Annotated in this window: 14 protein-coding genes and 1 riboswitch; of the genes, 6 read left to right on the forward strand and 8 right to left on the reverse strand. The window is 57.3% G+C overall.

Translation table 11 applies throughout. The features are described 5' to 3' along the window. Positions 1-118 precede the first annotated feature (118 nt). A complete protein-coding gene (thiS, locus tag AKL25_RS17355) occupies positions 119-319 on the reverse strand; it encodes a sulfur carrier protein ThiS (protein WP_050478970.1) in 201 nt (66 codons plus the stop codon). Between the two features lie 17 nt (positions 320-336). Next, positions 337-2,262 (reverse strand): phosphomethylpyrimidine synthase ThiC, encoded by a 1,926-nt coding sequence (gene thiC, locus AKL25_RS17360; protein WP_050478971.1) that lies wholly within the window; start codon positions 2,260-2,262, stop codon positions 337-339. 85 nt (positions 2,263-2,347) lie between these two features. Continuing rightward, positions 2,348-2,460, reverse strand: a riboswitch (TPP riboswitch). Between the two features lie 235 nt (positions 2,461-2,695). Between thiC and hsdR the strand changes: the two genes are divergently transcribed. The 3 genes from hsdR to AKL25_RS23820 all read left to right on the forward strand — a co-directional run bounded on the left by hsdR (position 2,696) and on the right by AKL25_RS23820 (position 9,141). Then, complete coding sequence (gene hsdR / locus AKL25_RS17365) at positions 2,696-6,160, forward strand: type I restriction-modification system endonuclease (RefSeq protein ID WP_205627270.1); 3,465 nt, start codon at positions 2,696-2,698, stop codon at positions 6,158-6,160. A 108-nt stretch (positions 6,161-6,268) separates the two neighbouring features. Then, complete coding sequence (locus tag AKL25_RS17370; RefSeq protein ID WP_050478973.1) at positions 6,269-7,729, forward strand: class I SAM-dependent DNA methyltransferase; 1,461 nt, start codon at positions 6,269-6,271, stop codon at positions 7,727-7,729. Then, positions 7,726-9,141, forward strand: a complete 1,416-nt coding sequence (locus AKL25_RS23820) for a restriction endonuclease subunit S (RefSeq protein WP_083444762.1) — start codon at positions 7,726-7,728, stop codon at positions 9,139-9,141. The genes AKL25_RS17370 and AKL25_RS23820 overlap by 4 nt, the downstream gene beginning before the upstream one ends. Positions 9,142-9,158: 17 nt before the next feature. Here AKL25_RS23820 and AKL25_RS17380 read toward each other — a convergent pair whose 3' ends face one another. Next, on the reverse strand, positions 9,159-9,572 hold the full coding sequence (locus AKL25_RS17380; protein ID WP_050478974.1) for a type II toxin-antitoxin system VapC family toxin: 414 nt from the start codon (positions 9,570-9,572) through the stop codon (positions 9,159-9,161). Continuing rightward, on the reverse strand, positions 9,569-9,820 hold the full coding sequence (locus tag AKL25_RS17385) for a type II toxin-antitoxin system Phd/YefM family antitoxin (RefSeq protein WP_050478975.1): 252 nt from the start codon (positions 9,818-9,820) through the stop codon (positions 9,569-9,571). The genes AKL25_RS17380 and AKL25_RS17385 overlap by 4 nt, the downstream gene beginning before the upstream one ends. Positions 9,821-10,003: 183 nt before the next feature. On the opposite strand from AKL25_RS17385, the gene AKL25_RS17390 reads away from it, so the two are divergent. The 3 genes from AKL25_RS17390 (at position 10,004) to AKL25_RS17400 (ending at position 14,875) form a co-directional block, all read left to right on the forward strand. Beyond that, positions 10,004-12,814, forward strand: a complete 2,811-nt coding sequence (locus tag AKL25_RS17390; RefSeq protein ID WP_050478976.1) for a valine--tRNA ligase — start codon at positions 10,004-10,006, stop codon at positions 12,812-12,814. A 183-nt stretch (positions 12,815-12,997) separates the two neighbouring features. Further along, the gene (locus AKL25_RS17395) at positions 12,998-13,459 is read left to right on the forward strand and encodes a DUF2147 domain-containing protein (protein WP_050478977.1); all 462 of its coding nucleotides are present in this window, start codon (positions 12,998-13,000) and stop codon (positions 13,457-13,459) included. A gap of 240 nt (positions 13,460-13,699) precedes the next feature. Further along, positions 13,700-14,875, forward strand: coding sequence for a branched-chain amino acid ABC transporter substrate-binding protein (locus AKL25_RS17400; RefSeq protein ID WP_240475785.1), 1,176 nt, complete (start codon positions 13,700-13,702; stop codon positions 14,873-14,875). A gap of 22 nt (positions 14,876-14,897) precedes the next feature. On the opposite strand, the gene AKL25_RS17405 is transcribed toward AKL25_RS17400, so the two are convergent. The 4 genes from AKL25_RS17405 to ruvA form a co-directional block, all read right to left on the reverse strand. Then, positions 14,898-15,353, reverse strand: a complete 456-nt coding sequence (locus AKL25_RS17405; RefSeq protein ID WP_050478978.1) for a YaiI/YqxD family protein — start codon at positions 15,351-15,353, stop codon at positions 14,898-14,900. A gap of 86 nt (positions 15,354-15,439) precedes the next feature. Beyond that, positions 15,440-16,282, reverse strand: coding sequence for a 2-keto-4-pentenoate hydratase (locus tag AKL25_RS17410; RefSeq protein WP_205627271.1), 843 nt, complete (start codon positions 16,280-16,282; stop codon positions 15,440-15,442). 291 nt (positions 16,283-16,573) lie between these two features. Next, entirely contained in the window at positions 16,574-17,629 is a 1,056-nt protein-coding gene (gene ruvB, locus AKL25_RS17415) for a Holliday junction branch migration DNA helicase RuvB (protein ID WP_050478980.1), read from the reverse strand. A gap of 20 nt (positions 17,630-17,649) precedes the next feature. After that, positions 17,650-18,228: a Holliday junction branch migration protein RuvA gene (gene ruvA / locus AKL25_RS17420; RefSeq protein WP_050478981.1), complete on the reverse strand. Its 579-nt coding sequence runs from the start codon at positions 18,226-18,228 to the stop codon at positions 17,650-17,652. Positions 18,229-18,338 lie beyond the last annotated feature (110 nt).

Consider the following 18,338-nt stretch of genomic DNA (forward strand, 5'->3'; position numbering starts at 1 on the left):
GCGGCTGCCGGGCCGCACCCGGCAAGTTTGATCGAAGAAAGAACAACCTCAGTTACCGCAACAAACCAGTCCGAAGAAAACACAAAGTGTCCTCAGTCAAGGCGACGGAGAGCAGGAATCACCCTCCGCCAATCGCCCGAACAACATCCACCCGATCCGCCTCAACCAACACCCGCCCCGCCCACAACTGCGACGGCACCACCTGCCGGTTCACCGCCACCGCCACCGCCTTCCCGGTCAGCTCCAGCGCAGCAATCAGCTGCACCAGATCGGCGCCGTCGGCGATGGCATGCGGCTTCCCATTCAATTCAATCTGCATCGCATTCACCGCAACAATCAGGTCTTGGAATAAATCTCGGCGCCCATCTTCACGAACTCCACCGACTTCACTTCCATGCCCTGCTTCAAGGCGGCGATTTCCGAGATGCCTTCCTTGGCGGCGTAATCGCGCACCTCCTGCGTGATCTTCATCGAGCAGAAATGCGGGCCGCACATGGAGCAGAAATGCGCCACCTTGGCCGAATCCTTGGGCAGGGTTTCGTCATGGAATTCGCGCGCCTTGTCCGGATCGAGGCCGATGTTGAACTGGTCTTCCCAGCGGAATTCGAAACGCGCCTTCGACAAGGCGTTGTCGCGGATCTGCGCGCCCGGATGGCCCTTGGCCAGATCGGCGGCGTGCGCGGCGATCTTGTAGGTGATGATGCCGTCTTTGACGTCGACCTTGTTCGGCAGGCCCAGATGTTCCTTCGGCGTGACGTAGCACAGCATCGCGGTGCCGTACCAGCCGATCTGCGCAGCGCCGATGCCGGAGGTGATGTGGTCGTAGCCCGGCGCAATGTCGGTGGTCAAGGGTCCCAGCGTATAGAACGGCGCTTCGTGGCACTGCTCCAGTTGCAGGTCCATGTTTTCCTTGATCAGGTGCATCGGCACGTGGCCGGGGCCTTCGATCATGACCTGCACATCATGCTTCCAGGCGATCTGCGTCAGTTCGCCCAGGGTCTTCAGTTCGCCCAGTTGCGCTTCGTCGTTGGCGTCGTAGATCGAGCCGGGACGCAAGCCGTCGCCGAGGCTGAAGCTGACGTCGTAGGCCTTCATGATGTCGCAGATGTCTTCGAAGTGCTCATACAAGAAAGACTCTTTGTGATGCGCCAGGCACCATTTCGCCATGATGGAACCACCGCGCGAGACGATGCCCGTCATGCGCTTGGCGGTCAGCGGCACGTATTGCAGGCGCACGCCGGCGTGGATGGTAAAGTAGTCGACGCCCTGCTCGGCCTGCTCGATCAGCGTGTCGCGAAAGATTTCCCAGGTCAGGTCTTCGGCCTTGCCGTTGACCTTTTCCAGCGCCTGGTAAATCGGCACGGTGCCGATTGGCACCGGCGAATTGCGGATGATCCACTCGCGCGTTTCGTGGATGTTCTTGCCGGTCGACAGGTCCATGACGTTGTCGCCGCCCCAGCGGATGGCCCAGGTCATCTTTTCGACTTCTTCGCCGATGGACGAGGTCACGGCCGAGTTGCCGATGTTGGCGTTGATCTTCACCAGGAAGTTGCGGCCGATGATCATCGGTTCGACTTCCGGGTGATTGATGTTGGCGGGGATGATGGCGCGGCCGCGGGCGACTTCGTCGCGCACGAATTCCGGCGTGATCATGGCGGGGATCGAGGCGCCGAAGGATTGGCCCGGATGCTGGCGGCCCATCAGGTCGGCCAGCTTGTTGCCCATCGGGCCGGAGGCTTTCAGTTGCTCCAGGTATTCCTGGCGGCGCAGGTTTTCTCGGATGGCGATGTATTCCATCTCAGGCGTGATGATGCCTTTGCGCGCGTAATGCATCTGCGTGACGTTGCCACTGAGGTTACCGCCGGCCTTGGCGCGGCGCGGCTTGCGATGCAGGTTGAAACGCAGCTCGGCCAGCGCCGGATCGTTGAGGCGCTGCTGGCCGTATTCGGACGTCGGACCGTCGAGTTCTTCGGTGTCGTCGCGCTCCAGGATCCACGGCAAGCGCGGCGTCTCCAGACCGTTGCGGATGTCGATCTTGGCGTCCGGATCGGTGTACGGACCGGAGGTGTCGTAGACGTAGATCGGCGGATTCTTTTCCGAGCCGAACATGGCCGGCGTATCGGACTGGCTGATCTCGCGCATCGGCACGCGGATATCAGGGCGCGAACCGGTGACATAGATCTTGCGGGAATTCGGTAAAGGCTGGACGGCCGCTTCGTCTACCGTGGCGGTAGCGGAGAGGAATTTCGGATTGGCGTTCATTTTGGCTCCTTTGCTTGAAATTACTTGGCTTGGAGCCAGCAAAGGAGGATTCGGAAAGGGACCTGTTGCGTGTTGAAGATGCAATACGGTAGTTCCGGCGCTTCCCTTCGCTGGCATTACCCAGATCAGGTTCAAGGGTATTTCTCACCCGTTTGCCGAACTTGCGTTCGCTGGCATTCAGGACCCCTAGCATTTTGTTTCTCTTACTACGTTCGGTTTCAAACGTCGTGGGCCGGATTCTACTCCAAAAAACAAGTCGCGCAACAACCTCTATCGAAAGGATCTGATACAAAAATAGCGGCAGGTACCCCGCTAGTGTCCGGAAGAGCAGTTGCATTCAATCAATAAAATAATCGAGATCTGGCTATAATCTTAGAATCAAAATCATAGGAATCGCCGCATACGCAGGCAATTCAACTGGGGAATCCGCGCCGTGAGCTCAGACAATTTTTCCTTTTTCGCAGAGCATTCTGCTTTGTTTCTCGAACTGGCGACAGCTGCGGAAAAAGCTTTTACAGGCGATCCCAACACAACACTGGTCAAGCTTCGCCAACTGGGCGAAGCCATGGCCCAGGAATTGGCCAGCCGCGTGGGCATTACCGTTGCCGACCATACCAAACAGAATGACCTGCTCAATCAACTAAAGCGAGAGTTATCGCTTGATCCGCAAATTCTTAGCCTGTTTCACACGCTCCGCATCGAAGGAAACAAGGCGACACATCAATTCCGCACACGACATAAAGACGCTTTGGACGGATTGCGAGTCGCACGCACCATTGCTGTTTGGTATCACCAGTCATTCGGCGAACAAGGAGCATTGTTCAAACCGGGGCCTTTTATTGCGCCGACAGATCCCAGTCATGAACTAACGGAATTGCAGCAACGTATCGCCCAACTGCAAGCGGAATTAGGCGAAACCAAGCAAGCTCTTAGCCAGAATGTCCAACTGAGCAATTTATTATCAGAAGAGAAAGAGCAATACGCAGTACTCGCACAGCAGATGTCTGCCGACGCTCAGGTTTATGAAGAGTTGGCACTGGAACACGAACAAGCACTTGCCGAAGCCAAAGCAAATTTCGACCGGCAGTTGGCGATCTACCAAACGCAACAAGACAAGGCTACGACTCAAGCTGCACGTCAACAAACCGACGCAGCCAGCAAGCAATTAGTCCTTAGTGAAGAGCTCACTCGCATCATCATTGACCAGCAATTGGAGGCTGCCGGATGGGAGGCGGATAGCGAATTGCTCACCTATGCTGCGGGCGCAAGGCCGGAACACGGAAAGAACAAAGCTATTTCTGAATGGCCATGCGCCAATAAACAACGCGCAGATTATGTTCTGTTTCTCGGTTTGATACCGATTGCAGTGGTGGAAGCCAAGAAGCAAAACACCAGCGTCGCGGACAAAATCCCGCAAGCCGAACGATATTCTCGTGCGATCCAGTTCACAACTGATGCCGTCAGCGCCTGGCAGCAAGAAGGACGGAGTGGACCTTGGCCAGACGGCCAGCAAGGTAACTTCCACGTCCCCTTTGTTTATTCATGCAATGGCAGACCTTATTTCAAGCAATTGGCAGAACAAAGCGGCACCTGGTTTCGCGATGTACGCCATACCGCCAATCTGTCCAGAGCGCTGGTGGATTTTCACCGACCGGACGAATTGAGTGATCTGCTTACACGCAGCCGGGAAGCCGCCGAAGCAGCACTCAGCATGGAAGGATTCGCTTACTTGCGGCTGCGCGACTACCAGCAAACTGCTATCCATGCCGTCGAACAAGCGCTGGCGCACAACCAACGCAATGTCTTGTTGGCCATGGCCACCGGAACCGGAAAAACTCGCACCATCATTGGATTGATTTACCGCTTCCTGAAGGCAGAGCGTTTTCGTCGCATCCTGTTCCTGGTAGACCGGACTGCACTAGGCGAACAAGCCATTGGCGCCTTCAATGACGCCGTATTGGAACAAAATCTGCCTCTATCCAAGCACTACAACATCGCAGAGCTCGGTGATATGGCAGCCGAAGCAGAAACTCGTGTCCATGTCGCCACCGTACAAGCCATGGTGAGTCGCGTACTGGCCAATGACAGTCCTCCCGGAGTCGGTGAATACGACTGCATCATCGTCGACGAAGCCCACCGCGGCTACACCCTGGACCAGGAAATGACAGAGGGCGAACAAGCCCTGCGCGATCAGACGCAATACCTTTCACGTTACCGGCAAGTATTGGACTACTTTGATGCCGTACGTATCGGCTTGACGGCAACTCCTGCCAAACACACCGCCGAAATATTCGGCAAGCCTGTCTACACCTATAGCTATCGAGAAGCCGTGGCAGATGACTGGCTGATCGATCACGAGCCTCCGATTCGCTACACCACGTTGCTTGCGCAAAACGGCATCAGCTTCGACAAAGGAAGCGAAGTTGAAGTCATCAACATCGACACCGGAGAAATCGAAAACGAGGTTCTTGCCGACGATATTTCTTTCGACATAGAAGGCTTCAATCGACGCGTTATCAACGAAGACTTCAACAAAGTCATCTGCGAACAATTGGCCAAAGAGATCGATCCCTTGGGAGAAGAGAAGACGCTTATTTTTTGTGCGACCGACAAGCACGCCGACATGGTCAAACGTCTGCTTGAAGATCAGTTCAAAGCGCTCTATGGAGATGACTACAATGCTGCCGCAGTGCAAAAGATCACCGGCCAATCGGACAGACCCAGCCAGTTGATCCGCAATTTCAAGAATGAGCGCTTCCCGAGCGTCGCCATTACCGTCGATCTGCTTACCACCGGCATTGATGTCCCGCGTATCTGCCATCTGGTGTTCATGCGCAGGGTCCGTTCGCGGATTCTGTACGAACAGATGATCGGCCGCGCCACTCGCCGCTGCGACGACATCGGCAAAACCATCTTCCACATCTACGATCCGGTTGACTTGTACGCCACGCTGCAAGATGTCAACACCATGCAACCGCTGGTCAAAGATCCAAATGTCACACTCGATCAATTGATCGGCGAATTGCACCACCCACAGAGCCAACAACTGCCGGGCGGCAGAGACGGCAGCGTACATGCCGACGATCTGCTGGCGCAGATTTGCCAGAAAGTCATGCGGGTGCTGCGCAAGGCCGACAACAAAGCACAACATGATCCTCAACTGCGACAACAATTGGATGAACTGCAACAGCAATGGGGCGTAGCGCCGGCACTGCTGCATCAACACCTGCATCAGCTCGGACCACAAGGCGCCATCGCGTTCTTACGGCAACACAGCCAATTGCTGCCTCAGTTGGATCAGATTCGTCAGCGAGCCGGCACCGACTACCGCCCATTGATTTCGCATCATCATGACGAACTGCTGGTCAGAGAACAAAGCTACGGCGACTATCACAAGCCGGCCGACTATCTTGACAGCTTCCGTCTCTTCATTCGTACACAACTCAATCAGAACGCGGCACTGGCGGTAGTGATCAATCGCCCGCGCGATCTCACTCGCGCACAGTTGAAGGAAGTCCGCCAACTGCTGGACAACAACAAGTTCAGTGAAAGCACGCTCAAAACCGCCTGGCGCAACAGCACCAATCAAGAGATTGCCGCCAGCATCATCGGCTATATCCGTCAGGCAGCGTTGGGAGAAGCGCTGATCCCTTTTGGCCAGCGCGTAGACAACGCGATGCAAAACATTTACACCATGCAAAACTGGACTTCTGTACAACGTCGCTGGCTGGAGCGGCTGGCAAAAATTCTTAAGGACAAGGTCGTGCTGGAACAAGATGACCTCAATGAAGCCTTCCGCGAAAGTGGCGGCGCTAGAGCGCTGGACAAACTGCTGGATCAGCAATTGCAGCCCGTGCTGGACAAGCTGGTTGACGGCTTGTGGCCTGTCGCCGCCTGATCAGACGCAGCGCACATGCCTTACAATATGCGCCACTCTGCGGCCTGACGGCCGCTTTCTTTTTACCGACAATCCACAAGCGACAGTCGGTGCTGACAAGGATTTACCATGAACAACAACGACATCGTCCAAAAGCTATGGGGCTTGTGCGACGTTTTGCGCGATGACGGCATCAACTACAGCGACTACGTCACAGAACTAGTGCTCCTGCTGTTCATCAAGATGGAACACGAAAATACCTCCAGCGGCGTGCTGATGGCGCATAAATTGCCGGAATACGCTCGCTGGAGCGGGCTCACCAAGTTATCCGGTGTGAATCTGCTCAATCACTATCGCAAGACCCTGCTCCAACTGGGACTGGAACAAGATCCGCTGATCTCCGCCATTTATGCCGACGCGCAAACGCGCCTGCGCGAACCACGTCATCTGGAGCAATTGATCAAAGCGCTTGATGGCATCGATTGGTTCTCCGCCAAGAGGGACGGCCTTGGCGATCTGTACGAAGGTTTGCTGGAGAAGAATGCCAGCGAAACCAAGTCCGGCGCCGGACAATATTTCACGCCGCGGCCACTAATTGACAGCATCGTCGCCCTTATCAAGCCACAACCGGGCGAGACCATTCAAGACCCGGCGGCCGGCACGGCCGGCTTTCTGATCGCGGCTGATGCCTATATCAAGAGCAATACTGACGATCTGATCGACCTCTCTGAAAAGCAACGCGCCTTCCAGCGCAAAGAAGCCTATCTCGGCATGGAGCTGGTTTCCGACACGCGCCGACTGGCCTTGATGAATTGCCTCCTGCATGGCATGGAAGGTGATGTCGACGGCGTCGTCCATCTGGGCAATACCCTGGGTAGCGCCGGCAGCGGCCTGCCCAAAGCCCAGATCATGCTCAGTAACCCTCCGTTCGGCACCGCCAAAGGTGGTGGCGGCCCCACGCGCGATGACCTGACCTATAGCACTAGCAACAAACAACTGGCCTTTATGCAACATATTGTGCGCCACCTCAAGGATGGCGGTCGCGCCGCCGTTGTGCTGCCGGATAACGTGTTGTTTGAAGGCGGTGTCGGTGCCGATGTCCGTCGTGACCTGATGAACAAGTGCAACCTGCATACCATCCTGCGCCTGCCTACTGGTATTTTTTATGCTCAAGGCGTCAAAACCAATGTGCTGTTTTTTAGCAAGGTTAGTGACTCAGCTACCGACAGCACCAAGCACGTCTGGGTGTATGACTTGCGTGCGAACATGCCCAAGTTTGGCAAACGCACCCCGTTTACTCGCAACCACTTCTCTGAGTTCGAAGCTCTATACGGTGAGAAGGCCGATGGCGGCAGCCGCCGCAAAGATCAAGGTGAAACGAGTCGATGGCGCGTCTTCACTCGTGAGTGGATACGTGAACGAGAAGATGATCTCAGAATCAGCTGGTTAAAGGATGACAACGTTGAAGATGCAGCTGATTTGCCAGAGCCAGATGTGCTGGCACGTGAGGTAATGAGCGAACTGACGGAAGTATTAGATGAATTAGATGCTTTGCTGATGGAGCTAAACGAAGAAGAGGACGTTGCATGAACAGCCTTCCACGCGGCTGGGCAACGACTAAACTTGGAACAGTAGCAAAATGGGGCTCGGGCGGCACTCCTAGTAGATCGACACCTAGCTTTTACGGCGGTACGATTCCTTGGATAAAGACTGGAGAACTTGGCCCGAAATATGTTTCCAAAACAGCAGAAATGCTCACTCTCTCTGGAATGGAAAATTCCAGTGCCAAGCTCTTCTCAAAAGGATCCGTTGCCTTGGCAATGTATGGCGCAACGATTGGCAAAGTAAGCATTTTAGGTATTGATGCCGCGACTAATCAGGCTTGTGGCGTCGGCAATCCATATTTATTGGTAACGACTACCGACTTTCTATTTCACTATTTGCGCTCTCAGAAAGAAGCCTTTATTGAGGCGGGAAAAGGTGGGGCGCAGCCAAACATTTCTCAGAATGTGATTAAAGAATGGCCCTATCCATTGCCACCACTTGCAGAGCAACAACGTATCGCAGCCAAACTTGACAGCACTCTGGCAAGAGTAAACGCTTGCCGCGATCGCCTTGCTCGTGCCGCCCCCTTACTGAAACGTTTTCGACAATCTGTTCTGACCTCTGCAATAAATGGACGACTAACTGCCAATTGGAGGACCATCTCGTTCGTTGATATAGAACTGCAGTTGACTCAAAATATTGACAGCAAGCGTACTCAAGAAAATGGAGAACTACCTATTAGTTGGCGCAAAATGACATTAGGCGATGTGACCTATGATTTACGCTATGGAACGTCAAAAAAATGCAGTTATTCAGAGGACGGTCATGTTGTCCTTCGCATTCCTAATATAGGAGACAAAGGAAAGATTGATCTTGCCGATATAAAACGTGCTGAATTCACGGCCAGCGAAATCGATGGGCTTCGACTTGAAATAGGTGATTTACTTCTGATTCGCTCTAATGGAAGTGCTGACTTAGTCGGTAAAACTTGTTTGGTAACCAAAAAAGAAGAAGGCCTGCTATTTGCTGGTTATCTGATGCGGCTTAGAGTGTCCACTGAGCTAGCTCTTCCTGCATACGTCGCTCTTACTATGGCCAGCCCGGAATTGAGGGCCGTGATAGAGGCAACGAGCAAATCAACAAGCGGCGTCAACAATATTAATTCCGGCGAAGTTAAAGGGTTACCTCTAAATTTGCCGCCAATACTAGAACAAACCGAAATCATCCGCCGCGTAGAAACCCTCTTCGCCTTCGCAGACCGCATCGAAGCACGTCTTGCCACCGCACAAACGGCAGTCGACAAACTCACACCTGCGCTGCTGGCCAAAGCCTTTCGTGGCGAGCTGGTGCCGCAAGATCCGGCTGATGAACCGGCCAGCGAATTGTTAAAACGTCTGGCGGCTGAGCGTGAGGCCGCACCCAAAACCAAATCCAAGCGTGCCAGCAAGACCGCCTGAGACTGACAACCGGCACATCATCCCGTCCAGGGATCCAGCACTTGCAGATCCGGATGCTGAAAATCCCGCAGATTGCGGGTGATCAGCGTCAGTCCATGCGTCAGCGCGGTGGCGGCCAGCAGGCTATCAATGGCCGGCAAGGGTCTGCCGGCCTGCGCCTGCAAACGTCCCCAACGATCAGCAACGACCAGATCGACTGGGAGAATGCGACCGGCAAAGAACATCGGCAATTCAGTTTCCAGCCAATCGAGCAAGGCCAGTTTGCGCTGGCTGTGCGCCAAAGCATCGATACCCTTGCGTAACTCCCCCAAGGTCAACACGCTCAGATACAAAGTGCCCGCCGGACGCTCGGAAAACCATTGCACTACCCTGGCGTCAGGCTCGCGGCGGCGTAATTCCGACAGGGCATTGGTATCGATCAGATAACTCAAAACTCCACCTCGCGAGTCAAGCTGTCGTTGCGGGTCAACTCCACGTCGTCGGTGTCAAAGAGAGGTGAGCGTCGCATGAATTCGACCAGTGATTGCCCGGCGCCGCTGAGCCGCTCATATTCGGTTTTGGACAGCACCACGGCCACGGCGCGGCCGTGCCAGGTGATTTCTTGTGGACCCTCGCTTTCGGTGTCGCGAACGAGTTCGGAGAAGTGAGCCTTGGCCTCTTGAATTTGCCATGTGCGCATGTGAAACCTCTTAATCTGACCAGTCAGGTCAGATATTAACTCAAAATCTGCAAAACGACATGGCAATCGGCATATTCCGACGCTTAGCAAAGAAGCTATATATCCCTTCAATTCCGGTCCGAAAGCCTGTTTCGGCGGCGACTCCTTTATAATGGACGGTTTCGCAAAAACACACGTCAAATCATGGAATTAGCCAAGTCGTTCGAGCCTGCCGATATCGAAAAATTCTGGCGCGAGGAGTGGGAAAAGCGCGGGTATTTCGCCGCCACCACTGCGCCGGAAAAGCCGTCGTTCAGCATCCAGCTGCCGCCGCCGAATGTAACCGGCACGCTGCACATGGGCCACGCCTTCAATCAGACCATCATGGACGGCCTGACCCGCTACCATCGCATGCGCGGTTTCAATACTGCCTGGATCCCGGGCACCGACCACGCCGGCATCGCCACGCAGATCGTGGTCGAGCGCCAGCTTGATGCGCAAAAGATTTCGCGCCATGACCTGGGCCGCGAGAAGTTCATCGAGAAAGTATGGGAGTGGAAGGAAAAATCCGGCTCCACCATCACCGGCCAGATGCGCCGCATGGGCGCCTCGACCGACTGGGATCGCGAATATTTCACGATGGATCCGAAGATGTCGAACGCGGTCACGGAAGTGTTCGTGCGCCTGTTCGAGCAGGGCCTGATCTATCGCGGCAAGCGCCTGGTGAACTGGGATCCGGTGCTGGGTACGGCCGTGTCCGACCTCGAAGTGGTGTCGGAAGAAGAAGACGGTTCGATGTGGCACATCCACTATCAGCTGGCGGACGGCAGCGGTCACATCACGGTCGCGACCACGCGTCCCGAGACGCTGCTGGGCGACGTCGCTGTAGCGGTCGATCCGACCGACGAGCGCTATGCGCACCTGGTCGGCAAGATGCTCAAGCTGCCGCTGACCGATCGCGAAATCCCGATCATCAAGGACGAATATGTCGACAAGGAATTCGGCACCGGCTGCGTGAAGATCACGCCTGCGCACGACTTCAACGACTATGCCGTCGGCGCACGCCACAACCTGGACAAGATCAGCATCTTCACGCTGGACGCCAAGGTCAATGAAAACGGCCCGGCCAAGTACCAGGGCCTGGACCGCTTCGACGCGCGCAAGCAGATCGTCGCCGACCTCGATGCGCAAGGCCTGCTGGAACTGGTCAAGCCGCACAAGCTGATGGTGCCGCGCGGCGACCGCACCGGCGTCGTGATCGAGCCGATGCTGACCGACCAATGGTTCGTCGCAATGAGCAAGCCGGCGCCGGAAGGCACCTACTTCCCCGGCAAGTCGATCGCCGAAGTGGCGCTGGAGAAAGTCGCCAACGGCGAGATCAAGCTGATTCCGGAAAACTGGAACAACACCTACAACCAGTGGCTCAACAACATCCAGGACTGGTGTATCTCGCGCCAGCTGTGGTGGGGCCATCAAATCCCGGCGTGGTACGACGAAGACGGCAAGATCTACGTTGCACGCTCCGAAGAAGAGGCCAAGGCGCAAGCCGGCGGCAAGACCGTGACGCGCGACAACGACGTGCTGGACACCTGGTTCTCGTCGGCGCTGGTGCCGTTCTCGACGCTGGGCTGGCCGGAAGAAACACCGGACTACAAACTGTTCCTGCCGTCGTCGGTGCTGGTCACCGGTTTCGACATCATCTTCTTCTGGGTGGCGCGCATGGTCATGATGACCACGCATTTCACCGGCCAGGTGCCGTTCAACACCGTCTACGTGCACGGCCTGGTGCGCGACGCCAGCGGCCAGAAGATGTCCAAGTCCAAGGGCAACACGCTCGACCCGATCGACCTGATCGACGGCATCGGCGTGGATGAACTGGTCGCCAAGCGTACCGTCGGCCTGATGAATCCGAAGCAGGCCGCCAGCATCGAAAAGGCAACCCGCAAGGAATTCGCGGACGGCATCCCGGCCTTCGGCACCGATGCGCTGCGCTTCACGTTCGCCTCGCTGGCGACGCTGGGTCGCAACATCAATTTCGACCTGGGCCGCTGCGAAGGCTATCGCAACTTCTGCAACAAGCTGTGGAACGCCACCCGCTTCGTGCTGATGAATACCGAAGGCCACGACTGCGGTTTCGACGGTCACGTCAAGGGAGAGTGCAACAAGGAAAAGCTGCAATTCTCGCAAGCCGACCGCTGGATCGTGTCGCTGCTGCAGCGCGCCGAAGCGGAAGTGGAAAAAGGCTTTGCCGACTACCGTTTCGACAACATCGCCTCGGCCATCTACAAGTTCGTCTGGGATGAATACTGCGACTGGTATCTGGAAGTCGCCAAGGTGCAGGTGCAGACCGGCAACGACGCGCAGCAGCGCGCCACCCGCCGCACCCTGCTGCGCGTGCTGGAAGCGGTGCTGCGCCTGGCGCATCCGGTGCTGCCGTTCGTCACGGAAGCGCTGTGGCAAAGCGTTGCGCCGCTGACCGACAAGAAGCTCGACCCGGCCGGCGACTCGATCATGCGCCAGCCTTATCCGCAAGCCGATCTGGAAAAGATCGACGCCGAAGCCGAAGCCTGGATGACACAGTTGAAGACGCTGACTGATGCTTGCCGCAATCTGCGCGGCGAGATGCAGTTGTCGCCGGCGCTGCGCGTGCCGCTGATCATCGAGACCGCGAATGCGGAGTCGGTGAATTCCTTCCTGCCGTATCTGCAATCGCTGGTGAAGCTGAGCGAAACGCAAGTCGTGACGCAGCTGCCGGAGTCGCCTGCGCCGGTCGCCATCGTCGGCGATCTGAAGCTGATGCTCAAAGTGGAAGTCGATATCGCCGCCGAACGCGAACGCATGACCAAGGAGATCACCCGCATCAGCGGCGAGATCGTCAAGGCCAACGCCAAGCTGTCCAACGAAAGCTTCGTCGCGCGCGCGCCGGAAGCGGTCGTGGCGCAAGAAAAAGAACGTCTCGCCAACTTCACCGCAACACTGGCAAAACTGGAAGAGCAACTGACCAAGCTGAAATAAGCCTGTTCGTTACGCTTCCGACAAGCCGCCGCCCTGCACAGGACGGCGGCTTTTTTATTGCCTCGCCGGTATCACGGGCCGATCTCCGTTTTAATCCTTGCCGGACGCCGCCGGCTTGACTACACTAGCTGAATAAAATTAGAACAACCGTGCTTTTATCAACCCATCCTGGACGGAGACATCATGAAAACTCGCATCATCCTGAGCAGCGCCCTGCTGGCCCTGAGCGCACTGAGCATCCTGACACCCGCAAGCGCCTGGGCCGACGGTTCGCCCGTGGGGCTGTGGAAGAACATCGACGACGCCACCGGCAAACCCAAGGCGCTGATCCGCATTACCGAGAGCGACGGCGAGCTCACCGGCAAGATTGAGAAGCTGTTCCGCCCGGCGGAAGAAGATCAGAATCCCAAGTGCGTAAAGTGCGAAGGCGCGCTGAAAGACCAGCCTGTCATCGGCATGACCATCCTCTCGGGCCTGAAGAAAGACGGCGAGGAATACAACGGCGGCCAGATCCTCGATCCCGCCAACGGCAAGTTGTACAAGAGCAAGCTGACTGTGATCGAAGACGGCAAGAAGCTCAACGTGCGCGGCTACATCGGCATGCCGATGCTGGGCCGCACGCAAACCTGGGTGCGCGAAGAATAGGCCTGCGGCATCCGTATTTCCGAACGACAAGGCGGCTGCGGCCGCCTTTGTTTTTGTGCGAGATTTTTGTTCAGCACGGCTATTTTCTCGTTCTATAATCAAATTCGCTGTCGCTAGAAATCATATAAACAATAAGTGCCTGTCCATGGGACCGGATCTGCTTTCCAGGTTCGTCGGGAGCCTCGCGCTGCCCTGCCATCCCATTTCGCAAAACGTATGACTTTCAGTCTTGGGGGGCGTATGCGGCAAAGGTGGCATAGCTGTTTTGCGCGGCGCATGGTGTACGTGGCGCTGGTGCTGACCCTGGCGGCCCTGCCGACGGCCTCGCATGCAGAGGGCGGTCTGGTCGAACAACCGGTGCGAATCGTGCCGATCGGCTTTGCCGGACCGCTCAGCGAAATCAATGCCAGAAGCGGACGCAATGCCGCAATTCTCGCCATCGAGGAAGTCAACAAAAGCAGCCCGCGCATCAACGGCCAATCGGTGTTCTTTGAATTGATGGAGCAGGACGACAAGGCCGATCCCCGCATCACCGAATATATCGCGCGCTATTTCGTCAACAGCAAGGCGATCGGCGTCGTCGGCCACTGGACCAGCAACGCCACCGTGACTGCCGCCCCCATCTACAACGAGGCGGGGCTGGTGCAAATTTCGCCGGCATCGTGGAGCCGCCGCTTCACGCAGAAATCCTACAGAACCGCCTTCCAGATCCTGGGCAGCGACGACGCCGGCCTGGCGGTAGCGGCGGACTATCTGGTCAGGGAACTGCAACTCAGACGCGTTTTCATACTGGACGATGGGGCCTATCTCGGCACCAGCATGGCGGATTACCTGTCCGCTCACGTCAAGGCAGCCGGCGGCGAGATCGTGTATCGGATGTCCGTCAACGGCAAGACGTCGGACTTCAATGCGCCGCTGCAAAAAGCCCAGCAAGTCAAACCGGACCTGATTTTTTTCAGCGGACGCGTGATCCAGAGCGGCGTCCTGGCCCGCAACCTGCAACGCTTCCAAATGTCGACAAAGTTATTGATCACAGGCACCGTCGTGACCGACAATTTCCTGCAGAATGTCGAGAAAATCGACAGCACCGTGATGGCCATCGTCCCCAGCACGCCGCTGGAGAAACGCCCCGGCATGGCGGCGCTTCAAAAGAAATATGCCGAGCGTTTCAACGCGGAGATGCTGCCGTTTGCGGCCTACGCCTATGACAGCGTGCATCTGCTGATCGCCGCAGCGAAAAAGGCCAACTCTCTGGATCGGGGCAAGCTCATCGATACGCTGCACGACATGAAATACAACGGCGTCACCGGCCCCATTGCGTTCGATGCCAACGGGGCGCTGCTCAAACCCAGCTATACCTTATACGGATTGGAACAGCAGAAGTGGGTGCCGCTGCGCGTCTTTACCGCAAAGTGAGCTGCAAGACGATACGCACTGCTCAGGGCGCAGGCTTGTATTTGGCGACATAACGATCAAGTTGCCGCGCAAACGCACGACCGTCGCTTTGGCTGAATGCCGCCGGCCCGCCGGTTTCCACGCCGCTGCTGCGCAGTTCTTCCATGAAGTTGCGCATGGTCAGATGCTGTTGGATATTGTCGGTGGAATACATCTCGCCGCGCGGATTGAGCACAGCGCCGCCCTTGGCTATGGCCTCTGCCGCGAGCGGAATATCGGCGGTGATGATCAGGTCGCCGGGCTGCGTCAGCCTGACGATCTCCTTGTCGGCGACGTCGAAGCCGGCCGGCACCACGACTGCCTTGATGAAGCGCGACGGCGGCACGCGCAAGAGCTTGTTGGCCACCAGCGTGACCTGGATATGCGTGCGCTCGGCGACGCGAAACAGCATGTCCTTGATCACGCCCGGACAGGCATCGGCATCAACCCAGATTTGCATGATCGGCTCTCAACATCGGCTCTCGAAAAAACATCGGACCGCAACGGGTCCGATGATAAGTACTGCGCTGAAACGAAGCGAAGCAATCAGACAAACGACACCGTCAATCCCGGCAAGGCAACGCCGGAGAATGCCGTGATCCAGGTCTGCCCGGCTTCGATCGGGTAAGCGTCGGTCCAGGTGCCGGTGGTGATGATCTCGCCCGCCGCCAGCGGGGCAAACTGCGGTTGGGTCTTCAGCAACTGATGCAGATGCCACAGCGCATGCAGGGGACTATCGGCTTCATCGTTGAAAAATCCTGCTGCGCGCAGGACGCCGGTATTGTCGGTGCTGCTCGACAGCGAGACGCTGGCGCCGGCCAGGATGTGCGCCAGGTTGTGACGGGTGGAAGACGACAGCACGTGCGGCTCGCCGATGATGAGCGTGCCGTGCAGGCCGAAGGCGGCGATCGCATCGGCGACGGTGAATTCCCAGTTGGCGAAGGGACAGGCGACGATCTCAAAGCCGTGCGCCATCCATTCTATGCATTCGGCCAGCTCGTCGATGGTGGCGTCCGGCGATGGCGCCTGGCCCAGCTTGAAGACGATTTCCGGTTCGATGCGCGGTTGCAATGCGCCTGCCAGGCATTGCTTGCCGTGATTGTCGTCGGCGTAGCGAACGGTGCTGTCGTAGATATGCGCCCAGATCGGAATGCGCACATCGTCCGTCACGCCGTATTTGTCCCAGGTTTTGTGGACGGTAAAACCGATCTTGCGACCGATCGGCTGCTCTCCCTGAGCAACGCGGGTATCCAGCACGCGGCGCGCGATGTCGTAGGCATCGTCGACGGACAGCGGTTCGGAGGAGGACAGGAGCGGCAGCAGGCGTGTGTTTGCACGGGCATCGAGAAGTTGATGCGCATACCTGCTGGCTTGGCTCGACATAAGCATGAGAGGCTTGCCCACAAAGATAGTGATTGGCTATCCATTGTCGATGACGATTAATTTTTGCACAAGTGAAAATAGAGAAATTACAAGAAGATCGCGTGAAATTCTTGGCAAATTTCCAATGAATTGACAATGTGAAGAGATGGACCGCATCACGGAAAGCAATAAGACTTGCAGCCGTGGTCAATTGGTCAGGCCAGCGTCAGTTCGTGGCTGGGCAGGAAAATGTTGCCGCAAGCAAAAGTGTCACTAGTGTACCGGCGATACGTCCGGGACAATTTTTCCACCCGGCATTCAACCGGCCCAGAGATCGCCATTGGGACCGGTGCGCGGCGCGGTCACGCCGAAATGCGTGTAGGCCAGCGGCGTGGCCACCCGGCCGCGCGGCGTGCGTTGCAGATAGCCTTGCTGGATCAGGTAGGGTTCGAGCACGTCTTCGATGGTGTCGCGCTCTTCGCCGATGGCGGCCGCCAGGTTGTCGAGACCGACCGGGCCGCCGTTGAATTTGAACAGCACCGCTTCCAATAGCTTGCGGTCCATCAGGTCGAAGCCGACCGGATCGACATCCAGCATCACCAGTGCGGCATCGGCCATGGCCCGCGTGATCCGGCCGTCGCCCTTCACTTCCGCGTAATCGCGCACGCGGCGCAACAGGCGGTTGGCGATGCGCGGAGTGCCGCGGCTGCGCTTGGCGATTTCCAGCGCGCCTTCTTCGACGATGGGAGCGTTGAGCAAGCCGGCGCTGCGCGTGACGATGCGCGCCAGTTCCGGCGGCGAATAAAACTCCAGGCGCGCGACGATGCCGAAACGGTCGCGCAGCGGATTGGTCAGCATGCCGGCGCGCGTGGTGGCGCCAACCAGTGTGAACGGTTGCAGGTCGAGACGCACCGAGCGCGCGGCCGGGCCTTCGCCGATCATGATGTCGATCTGATAGTCCTCAAGCGCGGGGTAAAGGATTTCTTCCACCACCGGCGACAGCCGATGGATCTCATCGATGAAGAGGACGTCGTTGGCTTCGAGATTGGTCAGCAAGGCGGCCAGATCGCCGGCGCGCTCCAGCACCGGGCCGGAAGTCTGGCGCAGGTTGACGCCCATTTCGCGCGCGATGATGTGCGCCATGGTGGTCTTGCCGAGTCCCGGCGGACCGAACAGCAGCGTGTGGTCGAGCGCTTCGCCGCGCTGGCGCGCCGCCGAGATGAAGATCTCCAGCTGGCCCCGGACTTTTTCCTGGCCGACATATTCATCCAGCTGCTTGGGGCGCAGTGCGCGCTCGATCGCCTCCTCGTTGGCCGAGGCCGGCGTGGCGGCGATGATGCGCTGTTCGGAGAAATCGTCGGTCTGGATGCTCATGGTTGGCTATGAGGTGCTATTTATGCTTTGGACAGCGCCTTGAGGGCGTGCTTGATGCCTTCCGACACGGTCGCGTCAGCCGGCACCTGCTTGATCGCCAGCGTCGCTTCCTTGTCGGAATAGCCGAGCGCCAGCAAGGCGTTGAGGATATCCGAAGTCGTGTCGTGATGCACCACGCCGCCGACTGCGCCGAGATCGGCGCCGAGCTTGCCCTTGAGTTCGAGCAGCAGGCGTTCGGCGGTTTTCTTGCCGATGCCGGGCACCTTGGTCAGGCGGCCGGCTTCCTGCAAGGTCACGGCCTGAGCCAGATCGCTGACCGACATGCCCGACAAGATCGACAAGGCGGTGCGCGCGCCGACGCCGGAAATCTTGATCAGCTCCTTGAAGGTATTGCGCTCTTCGGCGCTGCCGAAGCCGAACAGCACGTGCGCGTCTTCGCGAATCGCCAGATGGGTCAGCAGCACGACCTTCTCGCCCAGGCCGGGAAGATTGTAGAAAGTGCTCATGGGCACGCCGACTTCGTAACCGACGCCGTTGCAATCGACCAGCAATTGCGGGGGATTTTTTTCAAGCAGGATTCCGGAGAGGCGACCGATCATGATGGCTGGGCAAAAAGATGAATGGTGGAATGAGAATGCTGGAATGATACAGTACTGTTCGGATAAACAGTGTATCCGTCGCCACTGAATTGCTCGTCTGACTTATTTGC

The organism is Herbaspirillum rhizosphaerae, assembly GCF_001189965.1.
Taxonomy (GTDB): domain Bacteria; phylum Pseudomonadota; class Gammaproteobacteria; order Burkholderiales; family Burkholderiaceae_D; genus Herbaspirillum; species Herbaspirillum rhizosphaerae.